This is a genomic window from Mesorhizobium sp. J18 (genome assembly GCF_007829525.1).
Lineage (GTDB): Bacteria > Pseudomonadota > Alphaproteobacteria > Rhizobiales > Rhizobiaceae > VLJP01.
On record NZ_VLJP01000056.1, the window covers coordinates 65196 to 82766 of the forward strand.

Consider the following 17571-nt stretch of genomic DNA (forward strand, 5'->3'; position numbering starts at 1 on the left):
TCTGTCATCCTTGCCTTGACAAGCAAAAGCTGGGCCAGTTTCTTTCCGCATCTTCTCGACGGGCATAAATAACGAACCGGGGTCGAGAGAGGGGGTCGGGAGAAAGATGGCGCTTCAGGCCAAACTCCATCTGCGGCAAACGCAGTCGCTGGTGATGACGCCGCAATTGATGCAGTCGATCAGGCTGCTTCAATTGACGCATATCGAACTCGAACGCTTCATCGACGAGGAGATCGAGAGCAATCCGCTTCTGGACCGCGCCGAACCGGAGGATCAGATTCCCGTCACCGCAGAGGAGCAACAGGCCGGGCCGGACTGGCACGAAGGAAGCGATGCCGACTGGACATCGGAATCAATAGCGGCACGGCTGGATTCGTCGCTGGAAAACCTGTTTCCCGACGATCCCGGCATCCATGACAGCATAGGTCCGGATCTTTCGGCACAGTGGAAGTCCGCTGGCTTGGGGATGACGAGTGCCTCGGGCCAGGGTTTCGAGATCGAAGAAGTAGCGACGGCACCGGTGACCCTGCAGCATCATGTCGCCGAGCAGATCGCCTTCGCGCCCTTCGACCCAACACAGCGGATCATCGCGCATGCTCTGGCCGATGAACTGGACGAGGCCGGTTACATGACGGCCGATCCGGGCGAGCTTGCCGAAAGGATCGGTGCGGATCGGCATGAAGTCCATAAAGTGCTGCAGATCTGTCAAACATTCGAGCCGTCCGGCCTTTTTGCGCGCAACCTTGCGGAATGCCTTGCCCTCCAATTGCACGCACGCGACCGTTTCGATCCGGCCATGGAGGCATTGGTGTCCAATCTGGAGCTTCTGGCCAGACGCGATTTCCAGGCTTTGCGGCGCATATGCGGTGTCGACGAGGAAGATTTGCTCGACATGCTTTCCGAGATAAGGGCACTTGATCCCAAGCCGGGAACCGCCTTTGCAGGCTGCCTTGCGGACCCGGTGGTGCCGGATGTCATCGTAAGGCCGGCCGGCGACGGAACCTGGGCAGTGGAGCTCAATCCAGAGACACTGCCGCGCGTGCTGGTGGACCATACCTATTTTGCCACAGCTTCTGCACATGCCAGCCATCCGGAGCGCCAATATCTTTCCGAATGCCTGCAGAATGCCAACTGGCTGGCACGCAGCCTCGACCAAAGGGCAAGGACCATCCTGAAGGTCGCCACCGAGATCGTTCGCCAGCAGGACGCCTTTCTTGTCCACGGAATCCGGCACCTGCGCCCGCTCAATCTGCGCATGATCGCGGAAGCCATCGGCATGCACGAATCGACTGTGAGCCGCGTCACTGCTAACAAATACATGATGACGCCGCGCGGCATTTTCGAACTGCGGTACTTCTTCTCCACCGCCATATCCTCCGCGGAGGGCGGCGACGCGCATTCGTCGGAAGCCGTCCGCGACCGTATTCGCCAACTCATAAACGAGGAGGATGCCGAGGGTGTCCTTTCCGACGACTCGATTGTGGATATCCTGAGGAAAAGCGGCGTGGACATAGCCCGGCGCACAGTAGCTAAGTATCGGGAAGGAATGAACATTCCTTCCTCCGTCCAGCGCCGCCGGGAGAAGCGCGCCTTGTCGTTCGCGGAGCGCTGAAGCCTGGCATTTACGGTGCCTGTTACGACAATCCACGGAACGATCGCCCAAGCAAGCCGTTCCACGGTTGATTGACAAGCAAATAGGAAGCCACTAGAAGCCCGCGCCCATGAACGGCTCGTCGCAGACATCATGCAGTTGCAGGCCGCCATTGAAACAATCGAAAGCGCGGCTGCCAAAGGGCCAAGGACCCGCTGTCAAGCCTTGTGCCTTGGAACCACAAGTATAAACTCCGTCTCGTTCAATGCCTGATCAGGGGAAGGTCAGTTCTCAAATGAACCTGCGCATCTCAGGTAAGCATATGGACATCGGCGATGCCTTTCGCGCGCGTATCGAGGAGCGCATCGGCGAAGCAGTCGACAAATATTTTGACGGCGGATTCGGCGGTCATGTCACCGTGGAGAAGAATGGTTCCCGTTTTTCCGCTGACTGCATGATCCATCTCGATACCGGCGCCTCGTTGCAGGCGACCGGGCAGGCACAGGATCCGCAGCTCGCCTTCGAGGCAGCCGCCGACCGCATCGAAAAGCGGCTTCGGCGTTACAAACGCCGGCTGAAGTCGCACAACAATGGCGGGGCCAGCGAATCGATGGATGTCGCCTACCGCGTAATGGCTCCCGTAAATGACGAGGACGATGACATCGCGGAAGACTATGCCCCCACCATAGTCGCCGAATCGAAGATGAGCCTCAGAACCATGTCGGTGGCTTCCGCTGTCATTGAACTGGATATGAAAGACACGCCCGTCTTCGTCTTCCGCAACGCCGGCAGCAATGAAGTCAATATCGTCTACCGCAGGCCGGACGGAAATATCGGCTGGATCGATCCCGCCTCTGTGGCGCAAGGCAGCAACTGACCTGGGCACGGGTTAAACCCGGCCGGAGCATAGGATGCAAATCATGGATTTGAGTGATCTCATCGAGGTTTCGGCCATCATGCCGGCCTTGAAGGCGAACTCGAAGAAGCAGCTCCTCCAATTGCTAGCCGAAAAGGCAGCGGCGATAACCGGGCTTCCGGAGCGGGAGATATTCGACACGATTCTCCAGCGTGAACGGCTGGGGTCCACCGGCGTCGGCAATGGCATCGCCATTCCGCATGGCAAGCTACCCGGCATCAGGCAGATCACCGGCGTGTTCGCGCGTCTGGAGACACCTGTGGATTTCGAGGCGCTGGACGACCTGCCCGTGGACCTTGTTTTCCTTCTCCTTGCTCCCGAAGGTGCAGGAGCCGACCATCTGAAGGCATTGTCTCGCATTGCCCGCGTGCTGCGCGACACCGATACGGTCGCAAAAATCCGCGGCACCAAGGATGCCGCAGCCATTCATACATTTCTTTCGCAAACGCCCGCCTCCCACGCCGCCTGACGGGAGGTACAAACCGATCGACTGGCACCGGCTCCGCCGAACCGGCGGCCAGTCCGTTGATTCAGTGAACGCTGACGGTCTTCAGGTCGTTCTGGAATGCGCCTGCAATGGCGGCATCGCGCGCGTCCGTCAGCATGATGGGCTGCCCGTTTGCCGCGAAGAGGGCCCATAGCTTGGTGCCCGGAGCCATGTCGGGGATACCGGGGAATTTGCCCCGCAAATCCTGGGCGTCCATTTCGCGCATATAGGCAACGGCACCTTCGCCGAGATGGGCAAGCTGGGCCGGAGTGATGGTGATGGTCTTGCGTTCGTTCTCGGTCATTTCAGCCTCCTTCGCGGGGCGTCCCTCAAAGTGACCAACCCGCCATAGAGCTCATTGGTTCCCGGCTAAGCCGGATCAGTCTTTCACCGAAATATTGATTTTGCGTACCAGCCTTTCAGGCTCGGGTCTGTCGAGGTCGATTGCCAGGAGGCCGTTTTTCAATTCGGCTCCAAGCACCCGCATCCCGTCGGCAAGCACGAAAATCCGCTGAAACTGCCTCGAGGCGATGCCCCGATGCAGGAATTCGCGTTCGGTGTCGTCATTCTGGCGTCCGCGAACCACCAGTTGGTTCTCCTCGGTCGCCACTTCGAGATCGGATTCGCTGAAACCCGCCACTGCGAGCGTGATACGCAGCCTTTGGCCACCATTCTCGGTACGCAGTCTTTCGATATTGTACGGTGGATAGCCGTCGCCCGATTTCGCGATTCGTTCGAGCGTCTTCTCCATCGTATCGAACCCCAGAAGAAGCGGGTTCGAGAAAGTTGTCATGCGCGTCATCAGGTCCTGTCCTCAAAGAGCGACGTGGATGGACGAAAACCCTGGATGGCATTTCCGTCCGTGCCCTTGATATGGTTCGTTTTCAAAGCGAGTTCAAGGAATCAGTTTTTGGGAGCGCAAGCGTGTCAGCGCCAAGGAAAATCATCATCGATACGGATCCGGGCCAGGATGACGCGGTGGCCATATTGCTGGCCCTGGCGAGCCCGGAACTGGAAATTCTCGGCATTACTGCCGTTGCCGGCAACGTGCCGCTCCCCCTCACAGAGAAGAACGCGCGCAAGATCTGTGAACTGGCCGGAAAGCCGGAAACCAGGGTCTATGCCGGCGCGGCAAGGCCTATGGTGCGCTCTCTGGTCACGGCCGAGCATGTCCACGGCCGTACTGGCCTGGACGGGCCGGACCTGCCCGAACCATCCATGCCGTTGCAGGAAGGCCACGCGGTCGATTTTATTGTGGAGACCCTGATGGCCGAGCCACAAGGCGCGGTCACTCTGTGCCCCCTCGGCCCGCTGACGAATATTGCACTCGCCCTGATCCGAGAGCCGCGGATCGCCACGCGCATCAAGGAGATCGTCCTGATGGGTGGAGGTTTCTTCGAGGGCGGCAATGTGACACCGGCGGCCGAATTCAACATCTATGTCGATCCGCACGCCGCCGATGTCGTCTTCCGCTCCGGCGTGCCCATCGTGATGATGCCGCTCGACGTCACCCATAAGGCGCTGACGACAGCGGCAAGGGTCGAGGCCTTCCGTAGACTGGGCACGCCGGTTGGCCATGCGACGGCGGCCTTGCTGGAATTCTTCGAGCGTTTCGACGAAGAGAAATACGGCACCGATGGCGGCCCGCTGCATGACCCATGCGTCATCGCCTATCTGCTGAAACCTGAATTGTTCAAGGGCCGGCACTGCAATGTCACGGTCGAGATCGCATCGGAACTGACCATGGGCATGACCGTGATCGACTGGTGGGGCGTCTCGGGTCGACCGAAGAACGCCCAGGTCATGCGCTATATTGACGACGAGGGCTTTTTCGACCTGCTGGTCGAAAGACTTGCGCGGCTTTAGCTCGCTGCATCCACTTCCGCAGCGGTTGGAATGGAAGGCTGGGCCCCGGCTTTCAGGCAAGCAAGCGCTCCTGCGATCGCCGCGCGGCGCAGCGCTTCATCAAGTGGTATGGAACCTTCCAGTCCGGCCGCAAGATAGCCGCAGAATGTGTCCCCAGCCCCCACGGTATCGACCGGATCGATCTTCGTGGCGGGAATACGCAAAAACGCTTCCGGCGTCGCGGCCAGCACCCCGTCCTTGCCGAGCGTCACGATCATGGTGTTCCCGCTGCGGGCGACGAAATCCCGCATGCGAGCCTCCCGGTCCGCGCCCTCCAGGTTTAGTTCCTTGGCGTAGAGTTCGAATTCACTCTCATTGACAACGATATAATCGGCTAGCCCCAGCAATTCAGCCGCTTCGGGCTTGGCCGGCGCCGGGTTATAGAGCGAAATCGCCCCGACTTTACGGGCTGTTTCGAGCGCCTCGCCGACAACCTCGAACGGGATCTCGTTCTGCAGCAGGACGCAGTCACCCCCGTCGAATTCGGCGGCGGCGACGTCACCGGGCTGAAGCCCATCATTGCTGCCTGCCACCACCACGATCATATTCTCCCCGTCGCCTCCGACGAGGATGAGCGCCGTGCCCGTGGGCAGATCTGTCTCCCCGATGCGAGAGAGATCGACGCCGCCTTCGTCTAGCAGGCGAAGCGCATCGGTTGCGAAAGCATCGCGCCCGACGGCACCGACAAGGCACACTTCCGCTCCCGCCCGGCGCGCGGCCAGCGCCTGATTTGCGCCCTTGCCGCCCGGCGCGGTGACAAAGCTTTCGCCTGAAATCGTCTCGCCGGGATTGGGCAGCCGCCCGGCCGTGGCGATCAGGTCGAGATTGATCGAGCCGATGACGGTTATCAACGAAAACGCCTCCCCGTGATTTCGCGGGGAGGCTAGCTGCTTTGCAGAATGAAAGGAATAGGCGAGCTCAGTTGCCTTCCGCAGTCCGGCCCGCTTCCCAGCCCAATATGGCGCGCTTTCGCGTCAGACCCCAATGGTAGCCCGTCAGCGCACCGGATTTGCCGACCGCGCGATGGCATGGCACCACGAAGGAAACCGGATTGGCGCCGATGGCAGCCCCTACGGCGCGCGCGGCGGAAGGCTGCCCGATATCGGCAGCGATCGCCGAATAGGCGCATGCCCGGCCCATCGGGATCTTCAGCAAAGCCTCCCATACGCGCACCTGGAAATCCGTGCCGATCAGGACGACGCGCAGCGGTTGGTCGCCGCGCCAACGCGCCGGATCGAAGATGCGCGCCGCATAGGAGGCGGTCGCGGCCATGTTCTCCTCAAAATGGGCATTCGGCCAGCGGCCGGTCATGTCTTCCAGGGCCGCCCGCTCACCGCCGGCGTCGCAAAAGGCGAGACCCGCCAGGCCGCGTTCTGTGACCATGATCAGGGCCAGCCCGAAAGGCGAAATATGAAAACCGTAGCGCATGATCAGGCCTGCCCCTCGCGCCTTGTATTCGCCCGGTGACAGCGCCTCATGGGTGACGAAGAGATCGTGCAGGCGGCCAGGGCCCGACATGCCGACTTCATAGGAAGTGTCGAGCAGTGGGAGACCGGAATCGAGCAGCCTCTTGGCATGGTCGAGCGTGACGGCTTGCAGGAAGCCCTTCGGCGATAGACCGGCCCACCGCGTGAACAGTTTCTGCAGGCCGCTGGGCGTATCACCGACCTCCGCCGCCAACTCTTCCAGCGAAGGCTGATCGCGATAATCCAGGCTGATCTTCTCGATGACGCGGCGCACGATCTCATAGTCGTCGCCAATCGGCGTTACGTCTCTTTCCAGGACGGCGGTCTGTGCGTTCATGGCAATTTCTCCTTGAACGCGAATATCGGGGCTCGGCACGGGATTCTCCACCCGATTCTTGACGAGTTCAACGGCCTTTGGCCGTCGCCAACGCCCGACCGAATGCCATGGCGAAGCTTTCGCGGTCATCCGGGTTGAGGAAGCTTCCTATCCCCACGCTCTTGTCGCGTGCCACCACGGCCATGTTCGTGATGCCTATTTCTTCGTGGCGGGTGACGGAGAACCGCGCCCAGAAAGGATTGAACCGATGCTCTTCGGATTTCCCTGACGGTGCTACCTTGCGGATATCGAGGCTTGTGCGCGACAGGGAAACCTCTTCGCGAACCCGCCCGGCACGGTAGTTCAGGCGGAAAGCAATATAGATGGCAAGCACATCAAGCCCCACGAAACCGAAGACCGGCCATGCGCCTGCGGACAGGAAAATCACGCCGGTCACGATCCATCCAAAGAGCAACGCGCCCATCAAGAGCGCAAAACCCGTCTTCCCCAGAGAACGGTGCGGCGTGAGCAACGCCCTGAAGAAAGGTTCGTCAGCGGCTTTCGTTTGCGTCATGGGGCGGATTATAGAGGGCTCATGCAAAAGCAAAACACAAAAAAAGCCGCGCCTGCGGCCCCCAAAAGCCCAGGCCGGACAAAATCGAGTGCCCCGGGAAGGCGGAGGCGGACCCGCACGCAATATTCGCCCGAGGAGGTTCACGAGATCTTTCGTCGTTTCTCCGTTCAGCGTCCAGAGCCGAAGGGGGAATTGGAACACATCAACCCGTTCACCCTGCTGGTTGCGGTCGTACTGTCGGCCCAGGCGACCGATGCAGGAGTCAACAAGGCTACCCGCGAGCTCTTTCCCATCGCCGATACACCGGAAAAGATGGCCGCGCTGGGGGAGGAGAAACTAGGGCGTTATATTCGCACCATCGGCCTGTGGCGCAACAAGGCGAAGAATGTGATAGCGTTATCACAGGCGCTGATCCGCGATCACGGCGGGGTCGTCCCCGACACACGCGAGGCGTTGACGAAACTCCCCGGTGTCGGTCGCAAGACGGCCAATGTGGTCCTCAACGTCGCCTTCGGCCAACCGACCATGGCGGTCGACACCCATATCTTCCGCATCGGCAACCGCATCGGGCTTGCGCCCGGCAAGACGCCCGAAGAGGTGGAGGACACGCTGGTCCGGATCATTCCGGATGAATATATGCGTCATGCCCATCATTGGCTGATCCTGCATGGCCGCTATGTCTGCAAGGCGCGCAAGCCCGATTGCCCCGATTGCGTGATCGCGGATATCTGCAAGGCCGAGGTCAAGACGACGAATATCCCCGCTCCGCTGCGGGAAATCTCCGAACTGCCTTCGGTTCCTGCTCAGTAGCCAACGCCGCGAGCCATCATGGCCGCAAAAATCGGAATGAGTGCGAAGACCAGCACCTCAAGACGAACGAAAGTGCGCGCCGCTGCGATCGCGTGGTCGGGCACAATATAGGTGCCCTTTGCCGAGCGCGCCTCCCTGCTCCAGCGTGCGATTCGCATGGTCGGCGATACGGACAGAAGTCCGAGTGCTATGAAAGCCGCCATTTTCGCCCAGAAGGACCAGCTGTAGACATAGAATTCCCAGCCCTTCAGGCCGAACCAGACGCGTCCGATGCCGACAAGTATGATGGCTCCCGCGAGAGCACCATAGGCGCTGTCCAAATGGGCGAGCAGCTTTACTTCGCGTCCGGCAAGACCAGGCCGCAAAAGGACGAACTCGCCCGCAAGCACTCCGGCCAGCATGAAGATCAGAAGATGATGCAATATGGCCAATATGAGATCGATTGCCATTCGTGTCCCTCCATGACAAACGTCAGCGTGTCCGACCCGGCATCGCCTCCTGTGCCGATATCATCTTGTGCAGATGCACCATCATGGATGCCGCGAAAAGCGGGGTCAGAAGATTGAGAAGCGGAATGGCGAGAAAACCGGCAATCACCAGCCCGGCGAGAAAGACAGATCCCGCATTGCGGCGCCGTAACGCCTTTGCGTCTGATTCGCTGCGAAACCGCATGGCCGCGAATTCGAAGAATTCCCGGCCGAGCAGGTAACCGTTCACGAGGAAGAAGGCGGCGATATTGATGCCCGGCAGCAGCAGAAGCAGCAGTGCTACGATGTTGCCGAGGATGACGATGCCGAAGAATTTGAGCGACAGGATAAGTGCGGGTATCGCCGGTACCGCTTTTCCAGTCGGATCGGCGGGATAATCCGTGCGCTCCACGATCTCGGCCACGTCATCAAGGAACAGGCCGGCAATGATCGCCGTTACCGGCGCGACCAGAAGGGCGAGCCCGAGTGCCAGGCCGATGCCGGCGAAGATAGCCGCTATCAGGCTCAGCCATCCCGCCCAGGCTGGAAAACCGGGCAGCAATGCATCGATCCAGGGCAGAGCGAAGGCGTCGAACAGTTCCTTCAGGCCGAACCATAGCGCCACCAGCGCCAGCAGCGTCAGTCCCAGTGTCTTGAAGAATACGGATCGGAATTCCGCGGTGAAGAGACGACCTGCTGCAAGCCGAGCCGCTTCGAGGATCATATGGCGGTTCCCTCCCCTACCCTGCCAAGCGAGATAGTGAGCCATAGGCGCTTACGCAAGAAAGGTTGCGTTGCCGCAGGAATTTTTGCAAACCGGGTCGGCTACATATTCCGGACGCAACTCCCTGCCACCGCGTTCTTCAGCGGAGAAATGAATGAGCGAATTCGACGTGCTTTGCATCGGCAATGCCATTGTGGACATCATCGCCCGATGCGACGAGGCTTTTCTGCAGGAAAACGGCATCATCAAGGGGGCAATGAACCTTATCGATGCCGAGCGTGCCGAGCTCCTCTATTCCCGCATGGGCCCGGCCATCGAGGCCTCCGGAGGCAGCGCCGGCAACACTGCCGCCGGCGTCGCCAGCCTGGGCGGAAGTGCTGCCTTCTTCGGCAAGGTCTCCTCCGATCATCTGGGCGAGATCTACACCCATGATATTCGCGCCCAAGGAGTAGCTTTCGACACCGTTCCGCTCAAGGGCGAGCCTCCGACGGCGCGCTCGATGATATTCGTCACGCCCGACGGCGAGCGTTCGATGAACACCTATCTCGGCGCCTGCGTGGAGCTTGGGCCGGAGGATGTCGAGCGCGACAAGGCGCAGGCTGCCAAGATCACTTATTTCGAAGGCTATCTGTGGGACCCGCCGCGCGCCAAGGAAGCGATCCGTCTGACGGCAGCTTATGCGCACGAAGCTGGCCGCGAAGTTGCCATGACGCTTTCCGATCCGTTCTGTGTCGACCGTTACCGCGGCGAATTCCTCGACCTGATGCGCTCGGGCACGGTCGATATCGTGTTCGCCAACGAGCATGAGCTTAAATCCCTCTACCAGACCGCTTCCTTCGAGACCGCATTGGAGGCCATAAGGGCGGACTGCAAGCTTGCTGCCGTCACCCGGTCCGAATTGGGGTCGATCATCGCCACCTCCGATGAAACGGTGCCCGTCGAGGCAATCGAGATTTCCGATCTGGTCGACACCACCGGCGCCGGCGATCTTTATGCGGCAGGCTTCCTGTTCGGCTATGCGACGGGCAGGAGCCTTCTCGATTGCGGACGTCTCGGATCATTGGCAGCCGGTCTGGTCATACAGCAGATCGGACCGCGCCCGCGTCAGAACCTGCGTCACGAAGCACAGCAGGCCGGACTCCTTTAAGGAGCTATTCGATATCTTCAGGCCTTCGACCGGGGCGCGACTTATAGCGCGGGAAAGTCCAGCCGAAGCGCAATGCCCCTCCGCGCACCAGGAAAGCAACGACAAATCCTATGCCTGCTGCCCATGTCGGTGGCAGGCCGGCGAAGTCGGTGATGGTGAAGGTGATCGCACCGGCAAGGGCGGCTGTGACATAGATTTCGGGTCGCAGCAACACGGAAGGTTCGCCGGCAAGAAGATCGCGGAGAATGCCGCCGAAGGTGGCGGTCAGCATGCCGGTGACGACGGCTACTACGGGCGATCCCGTTGCGGTCAGCCCTTTCGCCGCACCAAGCACGGAATAGGCCGCCATACCAAGGGCATCGAGCCACAAAAGCAGCTTGTAGCGGGATTCCACCAGATGGGCGGTGAAGAAGACCAGAACGGCAACAACCGTGCAAACCAGAAGATAGTCGGGGTTCTGCGCCCAGAACACGGGCGTGGCGCCGAGAACCACATCACGCAGCGTTCCGCCACCGATCCCGGTCACACCGGCCAGAAAAAGGAAGCCGATAATGTCGAGCTCCTTGCGTGAGGCAGCAAGCGCACCCGTCGCCGCAAAGACCGCAACGCCGGCATAATCGAGCAGAAGTATAGGGCTCATCACGCCGCCTCCCGCTTCATTCGATAGCGGATGGCGGCGATGATGGGAAGATGACCAGCTTTAAGCGTCCCTTTCGGAATAGGGATTCGGCGGGCCGGGCTCGGCAGCGGCTTCACCATCAGCGGATGCAGCCTTGGGTCCACCTTTGGCGACGCCGACCATGGCCGGCCGCAACACACGATCGCCTATCACATAGCCTGTCTGCACGACCTGCACGATCGTGTTTGCGGGCACCTCCGGATTGGGTACCTCGAACATGGCCTGGTGGAAATGCGGGTCGAAACGCTCGCCTTCCGGATTGAGCTGCTTGACGCCATGGCGTTCCAGCGCCGCGAGCATCGCTCTTTCGGTCATTTCCACACCTTCGATCAGGGCCTTAAGGCCGGCATTCCCGCCTTCCCGCGATTCGGCGGGAATCGCCTCAAGCGCGCGGCGCAGATTGTCCGAAACGGTAAGCATGTCGCGGGCGAAATTCGCAATCGCATAGGTGCGCGCATCAGTAACATCGCGCGCGGTCCTCCGGCGGAGATTCTCCATCTCGGCCGCCAGCCGCAGGGCACGATCCTTCAATTCCTCGTTCTCGGCCGCCAGCCGCATCAAAACGTCTTCTTCCGAAGGTCCGGCAGCATTGTCGGCGGATTCAGCCTGCGGCTTGTCCGACGCCACGCCATTCTCGACCACGGGCTCTTCGGCCTGATCGTTGTGCGGAGAGCGATCGTCCTTTGCCTGATTGGTCATTGCACGTCCATCTGTTTACGCAATTGTGAAGTCGGACCCGATATCGAGTGTCCGCATGATAAAATCAAGGGTGAAGGGTTGTTACGGAATTTGACGCGGTAGACCGACCCCGCCGACCGGCTCGGTCGTGATACTCGGCTCAAAGCCCGCAATCAGCGGGCGCGCTCGCGCAATCGCTGCCTGAACAGCCGGCAAGGAAAGCGAGGCCTTGTGGTTGGCCTCATCGTCCCAGACCTCGGTGATCCACAATGCATCGGCATCGGAAGGATCCTTGGCGATGATATAGCTGAGACAGCCCGGCATTGCTTCGGTTCCGGCGAGCAGAATTTCCAGGAGCTCATCGCGTTTTTGCGGCTGCGCCTTCATCTTTCCGATCAGGCCGAACATGAAACACTCTCTCCGGCGCCGGGAATGGCTAGGGTCAGGACCCTAGCGTAGCATACGCGAAACGAGCTGGGCCGTGTAATCCACCATGGGAACGATTCGGGCATAGTTGAGTCGTGTCGGCCCAATGACGCCGAGGGCACCGATGACGCGCGAATTGTTGTCGCGATAGGGAGCCACCACCAGCGACGAGCCGGATAGCGAGAACAGCTTGTTCTCCGAACCGATGAAGATGCGCACGCCCGAACCCTGCTCTGCCAGTTCCAGCAGTTGCAGCATGCCTTCCTTGGTTTCCAGATCATCGAACAGGTGGCGCAGGAGCTCGATGTCGGCTTGCGCGGTGATGTTTTCGAGCAGGTTGCTGCGGCCGCGCACGATGAGCCGGACCGGCAGGCCACTATCGGCCCCGGCCCATACCGCCAGGCCTTTGTCGACAAGCTCCCGCGACAGCGAATCGAGGGCGGCTTGCGTATCTTCCTTCAGCCGCGCGATCTCGGCGCGTGCTTCGGAAAGGGTGCGGCCACGGATATGCGCATTGAGGAAATTCGATGCCTCGTGAAGTTGCGACACGGTCACGCCTGCAGGCAGGTCGACTACCCTGTTCTCCACGTCGCCATTCTGCGACACCAGAACCGCAAGGGCCTTGTCGGGCTCCAACTGAATGAACTCTACATGCTTGAGCGGAGCTTCCGTCTTTGCCGCCACCACGAGGCCGGCACCATGCGAAAGGCCGGAAAGCATCTGGCTTGCCTCGGTCAACATGTGCTCCAGAGACTGTCCCCCCGCCTTCACCTGTGCCTCGATGGCACGCCGTTCCTCATCGCCGAGATCGCCGATCTCCATAAAGGCATCGACGAAAAAGCGCAGTCCGAGTTGGGTCGGCAATCGTCCGGCCGAGACATGCGGCGCATAGATGAGGCCCAGCTGTTCCAGGTCGCTCATCACATTGCGGACCGTGGCCGGCGAAAGCGCGCTCGGGAGAAGACGGGAAAGATTGCGTGAGCCGACAGGGTCGCCATCCTTGAGATAGGACTCGACGATCAGCCGGAAAATGTCGCGCGAGCGTGCGTCGAGCGATTGCAAAGCGGGATCCATGACGGGTTTCGTCATATTTCGCGGCCTCCTTACTCGGGAAATATATGCGCCGACACGGCGAACACAACTGCCGCCCGACTCTGCGGACAGGCCATTTTCCTTTGCGCCACGCGCCATGGAAAGCTACAAGCTCGGCAGATTCCCACCGCTTTCCAGAGGCAGGACCCATTCATGCGACCATCCAGACGCCAACCGGACGAGATGCGAGCCATATCCTTCGAGCGCGGCATCTCGAAGCATGCCGAGGGATCCTGTCTCGTCAAGTTCGGCGACACCCATGTTCTCTGCACCGCCAGCCTCGAGGAAAAGGTGCCTGGCTGGATGCGCAATTCCGGGCGCGGCTGGGTGACGGCCGAATATGGCATGTTGCCGCGCGCCACCGGCGACCGCATGCGCCGCGAGGCCGCCGCCGGAAAACAGGGCGGCCGTACACTGGAGATCCAGCGCCTCATCGGCCGTTCGCTTCGCGCCGTGGTTGACTTGCAGGCACTGGGCGAGTTGCAGATCACGGTGGACTGCGACGTGATTCAGGCCGATGGCGGCACGCGCACGGCAGCTATTACCGGCGGTTTCGTCGCCCTGCATGATTGTCTCGCCTGGATGGAAACGCGCCAGATGACCAGCCGCGCCCGCGTGCTCAAGGATCACGTGGCGGCGATCTCCTGCGGTATCCATGACGGCACGCCGGTCCTGGACCTGGACTATGCGGAGGATTCGGCTGCCGGCACCGACGCCAATTTCGTCATGACGGGCAAGGGTGGCATCGTGGAGATACAGGGGACGGCCGAAGGGGAACCGTTCTCGGAAGATGAATTCACCGCCCTTATGAGCCTCGCCAGGAAGGGCATTACGCGCCTGATCGAGCTTCAGAAGATGGCAATCGGATAGGGCGATCATGACTCCCTCGGCAATCCTTGAATCTGCGCTCTATGTCAGCGATCTGGATGAGGCCGAACGCTTTTATGGAGATGTGCTCGGCCTGACACGCATCGCCAAGGTCGAAGGCCGGCACGTCTTTTTCCGATGCGGCGGCGGAGTGCTGCTGCTGTTCGACCCGGAGGCCACCAGCGAGCCGCCGTCTCCGGATGCGCGGCTGCCCGTGCCGCCGCACGGGACAAAAGGCGAAGGCCATCTCTGCTTTGCCGCCACTGCCGAGGAGATGGAAGCATGGAAACGGCATCTGCAGGCCACCGGCATCGGGATTGAGGCGGAAGTGGAATGGCCACAGGGTGGTCGTTCCATTTATTTTCGTGATCCATTCGGCAATTCGCTGGAATTCGCCGAGCCAAGAATCTGGGGGCTATAGGTCGGGGCATGCGCGAGATCGACAACCGCAGGATCGTGGTGGCCACCCATAACACCGGGAAGCTGCGCGAGATGGCCAACCTGATGGCTCCCTTCGGATTCGAAACGACATCGGCTGCCGAGCACGATCTGCCGGAACCGGAAGAAACCGGGACCACTTTCGAGGAAAACGCCTATATCAAAGCCCATGCCGCAGCCCACGCCACCGGCCTGCCGGCGCTTGCCGACGATTCCGGCCTTTGCGTGGACGCGCTCGACGGCGCTCCCGGGGTCTATACGGCCGACTGGGCGACGCTGGCTGACGGCACGCGAGACTTCGGCATTGCCATGGAGAAGGTCGAGGAACTGCTGCGCGCAAAGGGAGCGCTCAAGCCGGAGGATCGCAGGGGCCGCTTTGTCGCCGTGCTCTGCCTCTGCTTTCCCGATGGCGAGGCGGAATATTATCGCGGTGAAGCGGAAGGTACTCTTGTCTGGCCGCCGCGCGGTTCGCTGGGCTTCGGCTATGATCCGGTCTTCGTGCCGGACGGTCACAGGATTACCTTCGGTGAAATGTCCGCGGAAGAGAAGCACGGCTGGAAGCCGGGCGACGAAAAGGCGCTATCGCACCGCGCCCGTGCCTTCAGGGAATTTGCGCGCGCACGGCTGGGCGTATGACATCTGCCGCGGATAAGACGCCGGGATTCGGCGTTTATGTGCATTGGCCCTTCTGCGCAGCCAAATGCCCCTATTGCGACTTCAACAGCCATGTCCGGTACCAGCCGGTGGACCAGCAGCGCTTTGTTGCTGCCTTTGAACGCGAAATGGCGATCATGCGCGCCCGCACCGGGCCACGCGAAGTGACCAGCATCTTTATCGGCGGCGGCACGCCTTCACTGATGAGGCCTGAAACGGTCGAACGCATCCTGAATGCCGTTGCGGCCAACTGGGCGGTGCCGGCGGGCATCGAGGTTACGCTTGAGGCCAATCCGTCATCGGTGGAGGCGGAACGCTTTCGCGGCTATCGCGCCGCCGGTGTCAACCGCGTCTCGCTTGGCGTACAGGCCCTGAACGACGCCGACCTTCGCTTTCTCGGCCGGCTGCATAGTGTGGCGGAAGCGGTGCATGCTATCGAGCTGGCGCGTGAGATCTTTCCGCGACTTTCCTTCGATCTGATCTATGCGCGACCAAAGCAGACGGTCGAGGCGTGGGCGGCCGAACTCGAACGGGCCATCAGCCATGCCGCTGATCACCTTTCGCTCTATCAGCTTACCATCGAGGAAGGCACCCGCTTCCACGCGCTGCACGAAGCCGGCAAGCTCGTGATCCCCGATAGCGATCTTGCCGCCGAGCTCTATCAGGTGACGCAGGAAATTACTGCGGCGCGGGGGCTTCCGGCCTACGAGATCTCCAATCATGCGCGGCCAGGTGCGGAGAGCCGCCACAATCTCGTCTATTGGCGCTACGGCGAATATGTCGGTATCGGACCCGGGGCCCATGGCCGATTTCTCGAGGATGGCCCGCGCGTCGTGACCTTCACCGAGAAGACGCCGGAGACCTGGGTAGGGCTGGTCGAGGAAAACGGCCATGGCATTGTCGGCGGAGAGACACTCACGCGTTCGGAGGAAGCCGACGAATTGCTGTTGATGGGCCTGCGGCTGGCAGAGGGCATTGATCTCGCACGCTACGAAGCCTTGGCCGGGCGGCCGCTAGCGTCGGAACGTATCGCCGTCCTGCAGGAGGAGCATCTGGTTGCCCCGATCGGCAATTCACGCCTGCGCGCCACCCCGGCAGGCATGATCGTGCTGGATGCCGTGGTGGCCGATCTCGCGCGGTAGATCGTCCGGCCGATAGAACCACCTTCCCTTGAAAGTCACAGCATGCCAAATCTGCTGCAGGACAGGAGGGCAGGATGGCGGAAACGCCGCATGAAAAACGCAGCTTGGTGATCGGGGGGCACGAAATCTCAGCCCGTGCATTGGAGCCCGCGCTTTATCTCGTTGCCACGCCCATAGGCAATCTTGGCGATATCACGATCCGGGCGCTGGAGACGCTCGCGGCAGCCGATGTGCTTGCCTGCGAGGATACCCGCGTGACCCGGGTGCTTCTCGACCGCTACGGCATCCGTCAGCGCCCTCAGGCCTATCACGAGTACAATGCCGAACAGGCCGGGCCAAAATTGATCGCTGCCCTTGAAGAAGGTCGCAGCGTCGTGCTCGTTTCGGATGCCGGCACGCCTCTCGTCTCAGACCCCGGTTTCCGGCTTGTGCAGCAGGCACTCGAAAGAGGGCTGAAGGTTGTTCCGGTTCCAGGTGCCTCTGCCGTTTTAGCTGCGCTGACGGCTTCCGGCCTACCTTCGGACGCCTTTCTGTTTGCCGGCTTCCTTCCGGTCAAGGAGACGCAGCGTCGGGCGCGTCTTGAGGAATTGAAAGCCGTTCCTGCGACTCTGATCTTCTTCGAATCCCCGCGCCGGCTTGCCGCCAGTCTTGCAAGCATGGTGGTTGTCCTCGGCGAGCGACCGGCCGCCATTGCGCGCGAACTTACCAAAACCTTCGAGGAGACGATATCCAGTCTGCTCCCGGAACTGGCGGCGCATTATGCCGGGGTTGAGGCCCCAAAGGGCGAGGTCGTCATCTGTGTCGGGCCGCCGGCGGAAGTCGCTGCCTTCAGCCCGGCCGATACCGACAAGCTCCTCCTGTCCTTGATCAAGGAAATGCCGGCATCAAAAGCTGCCGCCGAAGCCGCGCGTCTGACAGGTGGACGCAAATCCGAGCTTTATCAGCGCCTGCTCACCCTAAAAGATGCCGGAAATGGCGCTTGACGGTCGTGAAAGGCGGCGCCGTGCCTATCGCAAGGGCCATCGCGGCGAATGGCTTGCAGCCCTTGCGCTGATGGTCAAGGGATATCGCATCGTTGCTCGCCGCTACCGTACGAAACTGGGCGAGATCGACCTGATCGCCCGCCGTGGCGATCTTATCGTCATTGTCGAAGTAAAAGTGCGGCCGACACTTGCCTCAGCCATGGAGGCGG

At 61.0% G+C, this 17571-nt stretch carries 23 protein-coding genes; 12 read left to right on the forward strand and 11 right to left on the reverse strand.

The genetic code is table 11. From position 1 onward, the window contains the following. Positions 1–106 precede the first annotated feature (106 nt). The 3 genes from rpoN (at position 107) to ptsN (ending at position 2976) form a co-directional block, all read left to right on the forward strand. Positions 107–1612, forward strand: a complete 1506-nt coding sequence (gene rpoN / locus L598_RS17365) for an RNA polymerase factor sigma-54 (RefSeq protein ID WP_144864586.1) — start codon at positions 107–109, stop codon at positions 1610–1612. A 274-nt stretch (positions 1613–1886) separates the two neighbouring features. Continuing rightward, positions 1887–2468, forward strand: coding sequence for a ribosome-associated translation inhibitor RaiA (gene raiA / locus L598_RS17370; protein ID WP_144864588.1), 582 nt, complete (start codon positions 1887–1889; stop codon positions 2466–2468). Positions 2469–2511: 43 nt separating this feature from the next. Then, positions 2512–2976, forward strand: coding sequence for a PTS IIA-like nitrogen regulatory protein PtsN (gene ptsN / locus L598_RS17375; RefSeq protein ID WP_144864590.1), 465 nt, complete (start codon positions 2512–2514; stop codon positions 2974–2976). 61 nt (positions 2977–3037) lie between these two features. Here ptsN and L598_RS17380 read toward each other — a convergent pair whose 3' ends face one another. Further along, on the reverse strand, positions 3038–3298 hold the full coding sequence (locus L598_RS17380; RefSeq protein WP_144864592.1) for a DUF1150 family protein: 261 nt from the start codon (positions 3296–3298) through the stop codon (positions 3038–3040). 75 nt (positions 3299–3373) lie between these two features. After that, positions 3374–3796: an Hsp20 family protein gene (locus tag L598_RS17385; RefSeq protein WP_144864594.1), complete on the reverse strand. Its 423-nt coding sequence runs from the start codon at positions 3794–3796 to the stop codon at positions 3374–3376. A gap of 122 nt (positions 3797–3918) precedes the next feature. Here L598_RS17385 and L598_RS17390 point away from each other — a divergent pair, with 122 nt between their 5' ends. Next, positions 3919–4860, forward strand: a complete 942-nt coding sequence (locus L598_RS17390; protein WP_144864596.1) for a nucleoside hydrolase — start codon at positions 3919–3921, stop codon at positions 4858–4860. On the opposite strand, the gene L598_RS17395 is transcribed toward L598_RS17390, so the two are convergent. From L598_RS17395 to L598_RS17405, 3 genes are all read right to left on the reverse strand, one after another. Next, on the reverse strand, positions 4857–5750 hold the full coding sequence (locus tag L598_RS17395) for a ribokinase (protein WP_144864598.1): 894 nt from the start codon (positions 5748–5750) through the stop codon (positions 4857–4859). The genes L598_RS17390 and L598_RS17395 overlap by 4 nt on opposite strands. A 67-nt stretch (positions 5751–5817) precedes the next feature. After that, a complete protein-coding gene (locus L598_RS17400) occupies positions 5818–6702 on the reverse strand; it encodes a bifunctional helix-turn-helix domain-containing protein/methylated-DNA--[protein]-cysteine S-methyltransferase (protein ID WP_144864600.1) in 885 nt (294 codons plus the stop codon). A 67-nt stretch (positions 6703–6769) separates the two neighbouring features. Beyond that, complete coding sequence (locus tag L598_RS17405; protein ID WP_144864602.1) at positions 6770–7255, reverse strand: DUF2244 domain-containing protein; 486 nt, start codon at positions 7253–7255, stop codon at positions 6770–6772. A 21-nt stretch (positions 7256–7276) separates the two neighbouring features. Between L598_RS17405 and nth the strand changes: the two genes are divergently transcribed. After that, the gene (nth, locus tag L598_RS17410; protein WP_144864604.1) at positions 7277–8065 is read left to right on the forward strand and encodes an endonuclease III; all 789 of its coding nucleotides are present in this window, start codon (positions 7277–7279) and stop codon (positions 8063–8065) included. Here the strand turns inward: nth and L598_RS17415 are convergent. After that, positions 8059–8514, reverse strand: a complete 456-nt coding sequence (locus tag L598_RS17415; protein ID WP_144864607.1) for a DUF2214 family protein — start codon at positions 8512–8514, stop codon at positions 8059–8061. The two genes, nth and L598_RS17415, sit on opposite strands and share 7 nt — an antisense overlap. A 22-nt stretch (positions 8515–8536) precedes the next feature. Beyond that, complete coding sequence (locus L598_RS17420; RefSeq protein ID WP_144864609.1) at positions 8537–9256, reverse strand: sulfate transporter family protein; 720 nt, start codon at positions 9254–9256, stop codon at positions 8537–8539. Positions 9257–9410: 154 nt separating this feature from the next. Between L598_RS17420 and L598_RS17425 the strand changes: the two genes are divergently transcribed. Beyond that, positions 9411–10403, forward strand: coding sequence for an adenosine kinase (locus L598_RS17425; protein ID WP_144864611.1), 993 nt, complete (start codon positions 9411–9413; stop codon positions 10401–10403). Between the two features lie 4 nt (positions 10404–10407). On the opposite strand, the gene L598_RS17430 is transcribed toward L598_RS17425, so the two are convergent. The 4 genes from L598_RS17430 to hrcA all read right to left on the reverse strand — a co-directional run bounded on the left by L598_RS17430 (position 10408) and on the right by hrcA (position 13275). Next, positions 10408–11043: a trimeric intracellular cation channel family protein gene (locus L598_RS17430; RefSeq protein ID WP_144864613.1), complete on the reverse strand. Its 636-nt coding sequence runs from the start codon at positions 11041–11043 to the stop codon at positions 10408–10410. 60 nt (positions 11044–11103) lie between these two features. Next, the gene (grpE, locus tag L598_RS17435; protein WP_144864615.1) at positions 11104–11781 is read right to left on the reverse strand and encodes a nucleotide exchange factor GrpE; all 678 of its coding nucleotides are present in this window, start codon (positions 11779–11781) and stop codon (positions 11104–11106) included. An 81-nt stretch (positions 11782–11862) separates the two neighbouring features. Further along, the gene (locus L598_RS17440; protein WP_144864617.1) at positions 11863–12168 is read right to left on the reverse strand and encodes a putative quinol monooxygenase; all 306 of its coding nucleotides are present in this window, start codon (positions 12166–12168) and stop codon (positions 11863–11865) included. 42 nt (positions 12169–12210) lie between these two features. Then, positions 12211–13275: a heat-inducible transcriptional repressor HrcA gene (gene hrcA / locus L598_RS17445; RefSeq protein ID WP_144864619.1), complete on the reverse strand. Its 1065-nt coding sequence runs from the start codon at positions 13273–13275 to the stop codon at positions 12211–12213. 156 nt (positions 13276–13431) lie between these two features. Here hrcA and rph point away from each other — a divergent pair, with 156 nt between their 5' ends. The 6 genes from rph to L598_RS17475 form a co-directional block, all read left to right on the forward strand. Continuing rightward, positions 13432–14148 carry a ribonuclease PH gene (gene rph / locus L598_RS17450; protein WP_144864621.1) on the forward strand — a complete coding sequence of 239 codons (717 nt, stop codon included), beginning with the start codon at positions 13432–13434 and terminating at the stop codon, positions 14146–14148. Between the two features lie 7 nt (positions 14149–14155). Then, positions 14156–14566, forward strand: coding sequence for a VOC family protein (locus L598_RS17455; protein WP_144864623.1), 411 nt, complete (start codon positions 14156–14158; stop codon positions 14564–14566). 8 nt (positions 14567–14574) lie between these two features. Then, entirely contained in the window at positions 14575–15219 is a 645-nt protein-coding gene (gene rdgB, locus L598_RS17460) for an RdgB/HAM1 family non-canonical purine NTP pyrophosphatase (RefSeq protein WP_144864625.1), read from the forward strand. Next, positions 15216–16379: a radical SAM family heme chaperone HemW gene (gene hemW / locus L598_RS17465; protein WP_144864627.1), complete on the forward strand. Its 1164-nt coding sequence runs from the start codon at positions 15216–15218 to the stop codon at positions 16377–16379. Before rdgB ends, hemW begins: the two co-directional genes overlap by 4 nt. 74 nt (positions 16380–16453) lie before the next feature. Continuing rightward, on the forward strand, positions 16454–17362 hold the full coding sequence (gene rsmI / locus L598_RS17470) for a 16S rRNA (cytidine(1402)-2'-O)-methyltransferase (RefSeq protein WP_144864629.1): 909 nt from the start codon (positions 16454–16456) through the stop codon (positions 17360–17362). After that, a partial coding sequence (locus L598_RS17475) for a YraN family protein (protein WP_144864745.1) occupies positions 17352–17571 on the forward strand: 220 nt, incomplete at its 3' end. The genes rsmI and L598_RS17475, both read left to right, overlap by 11 nt.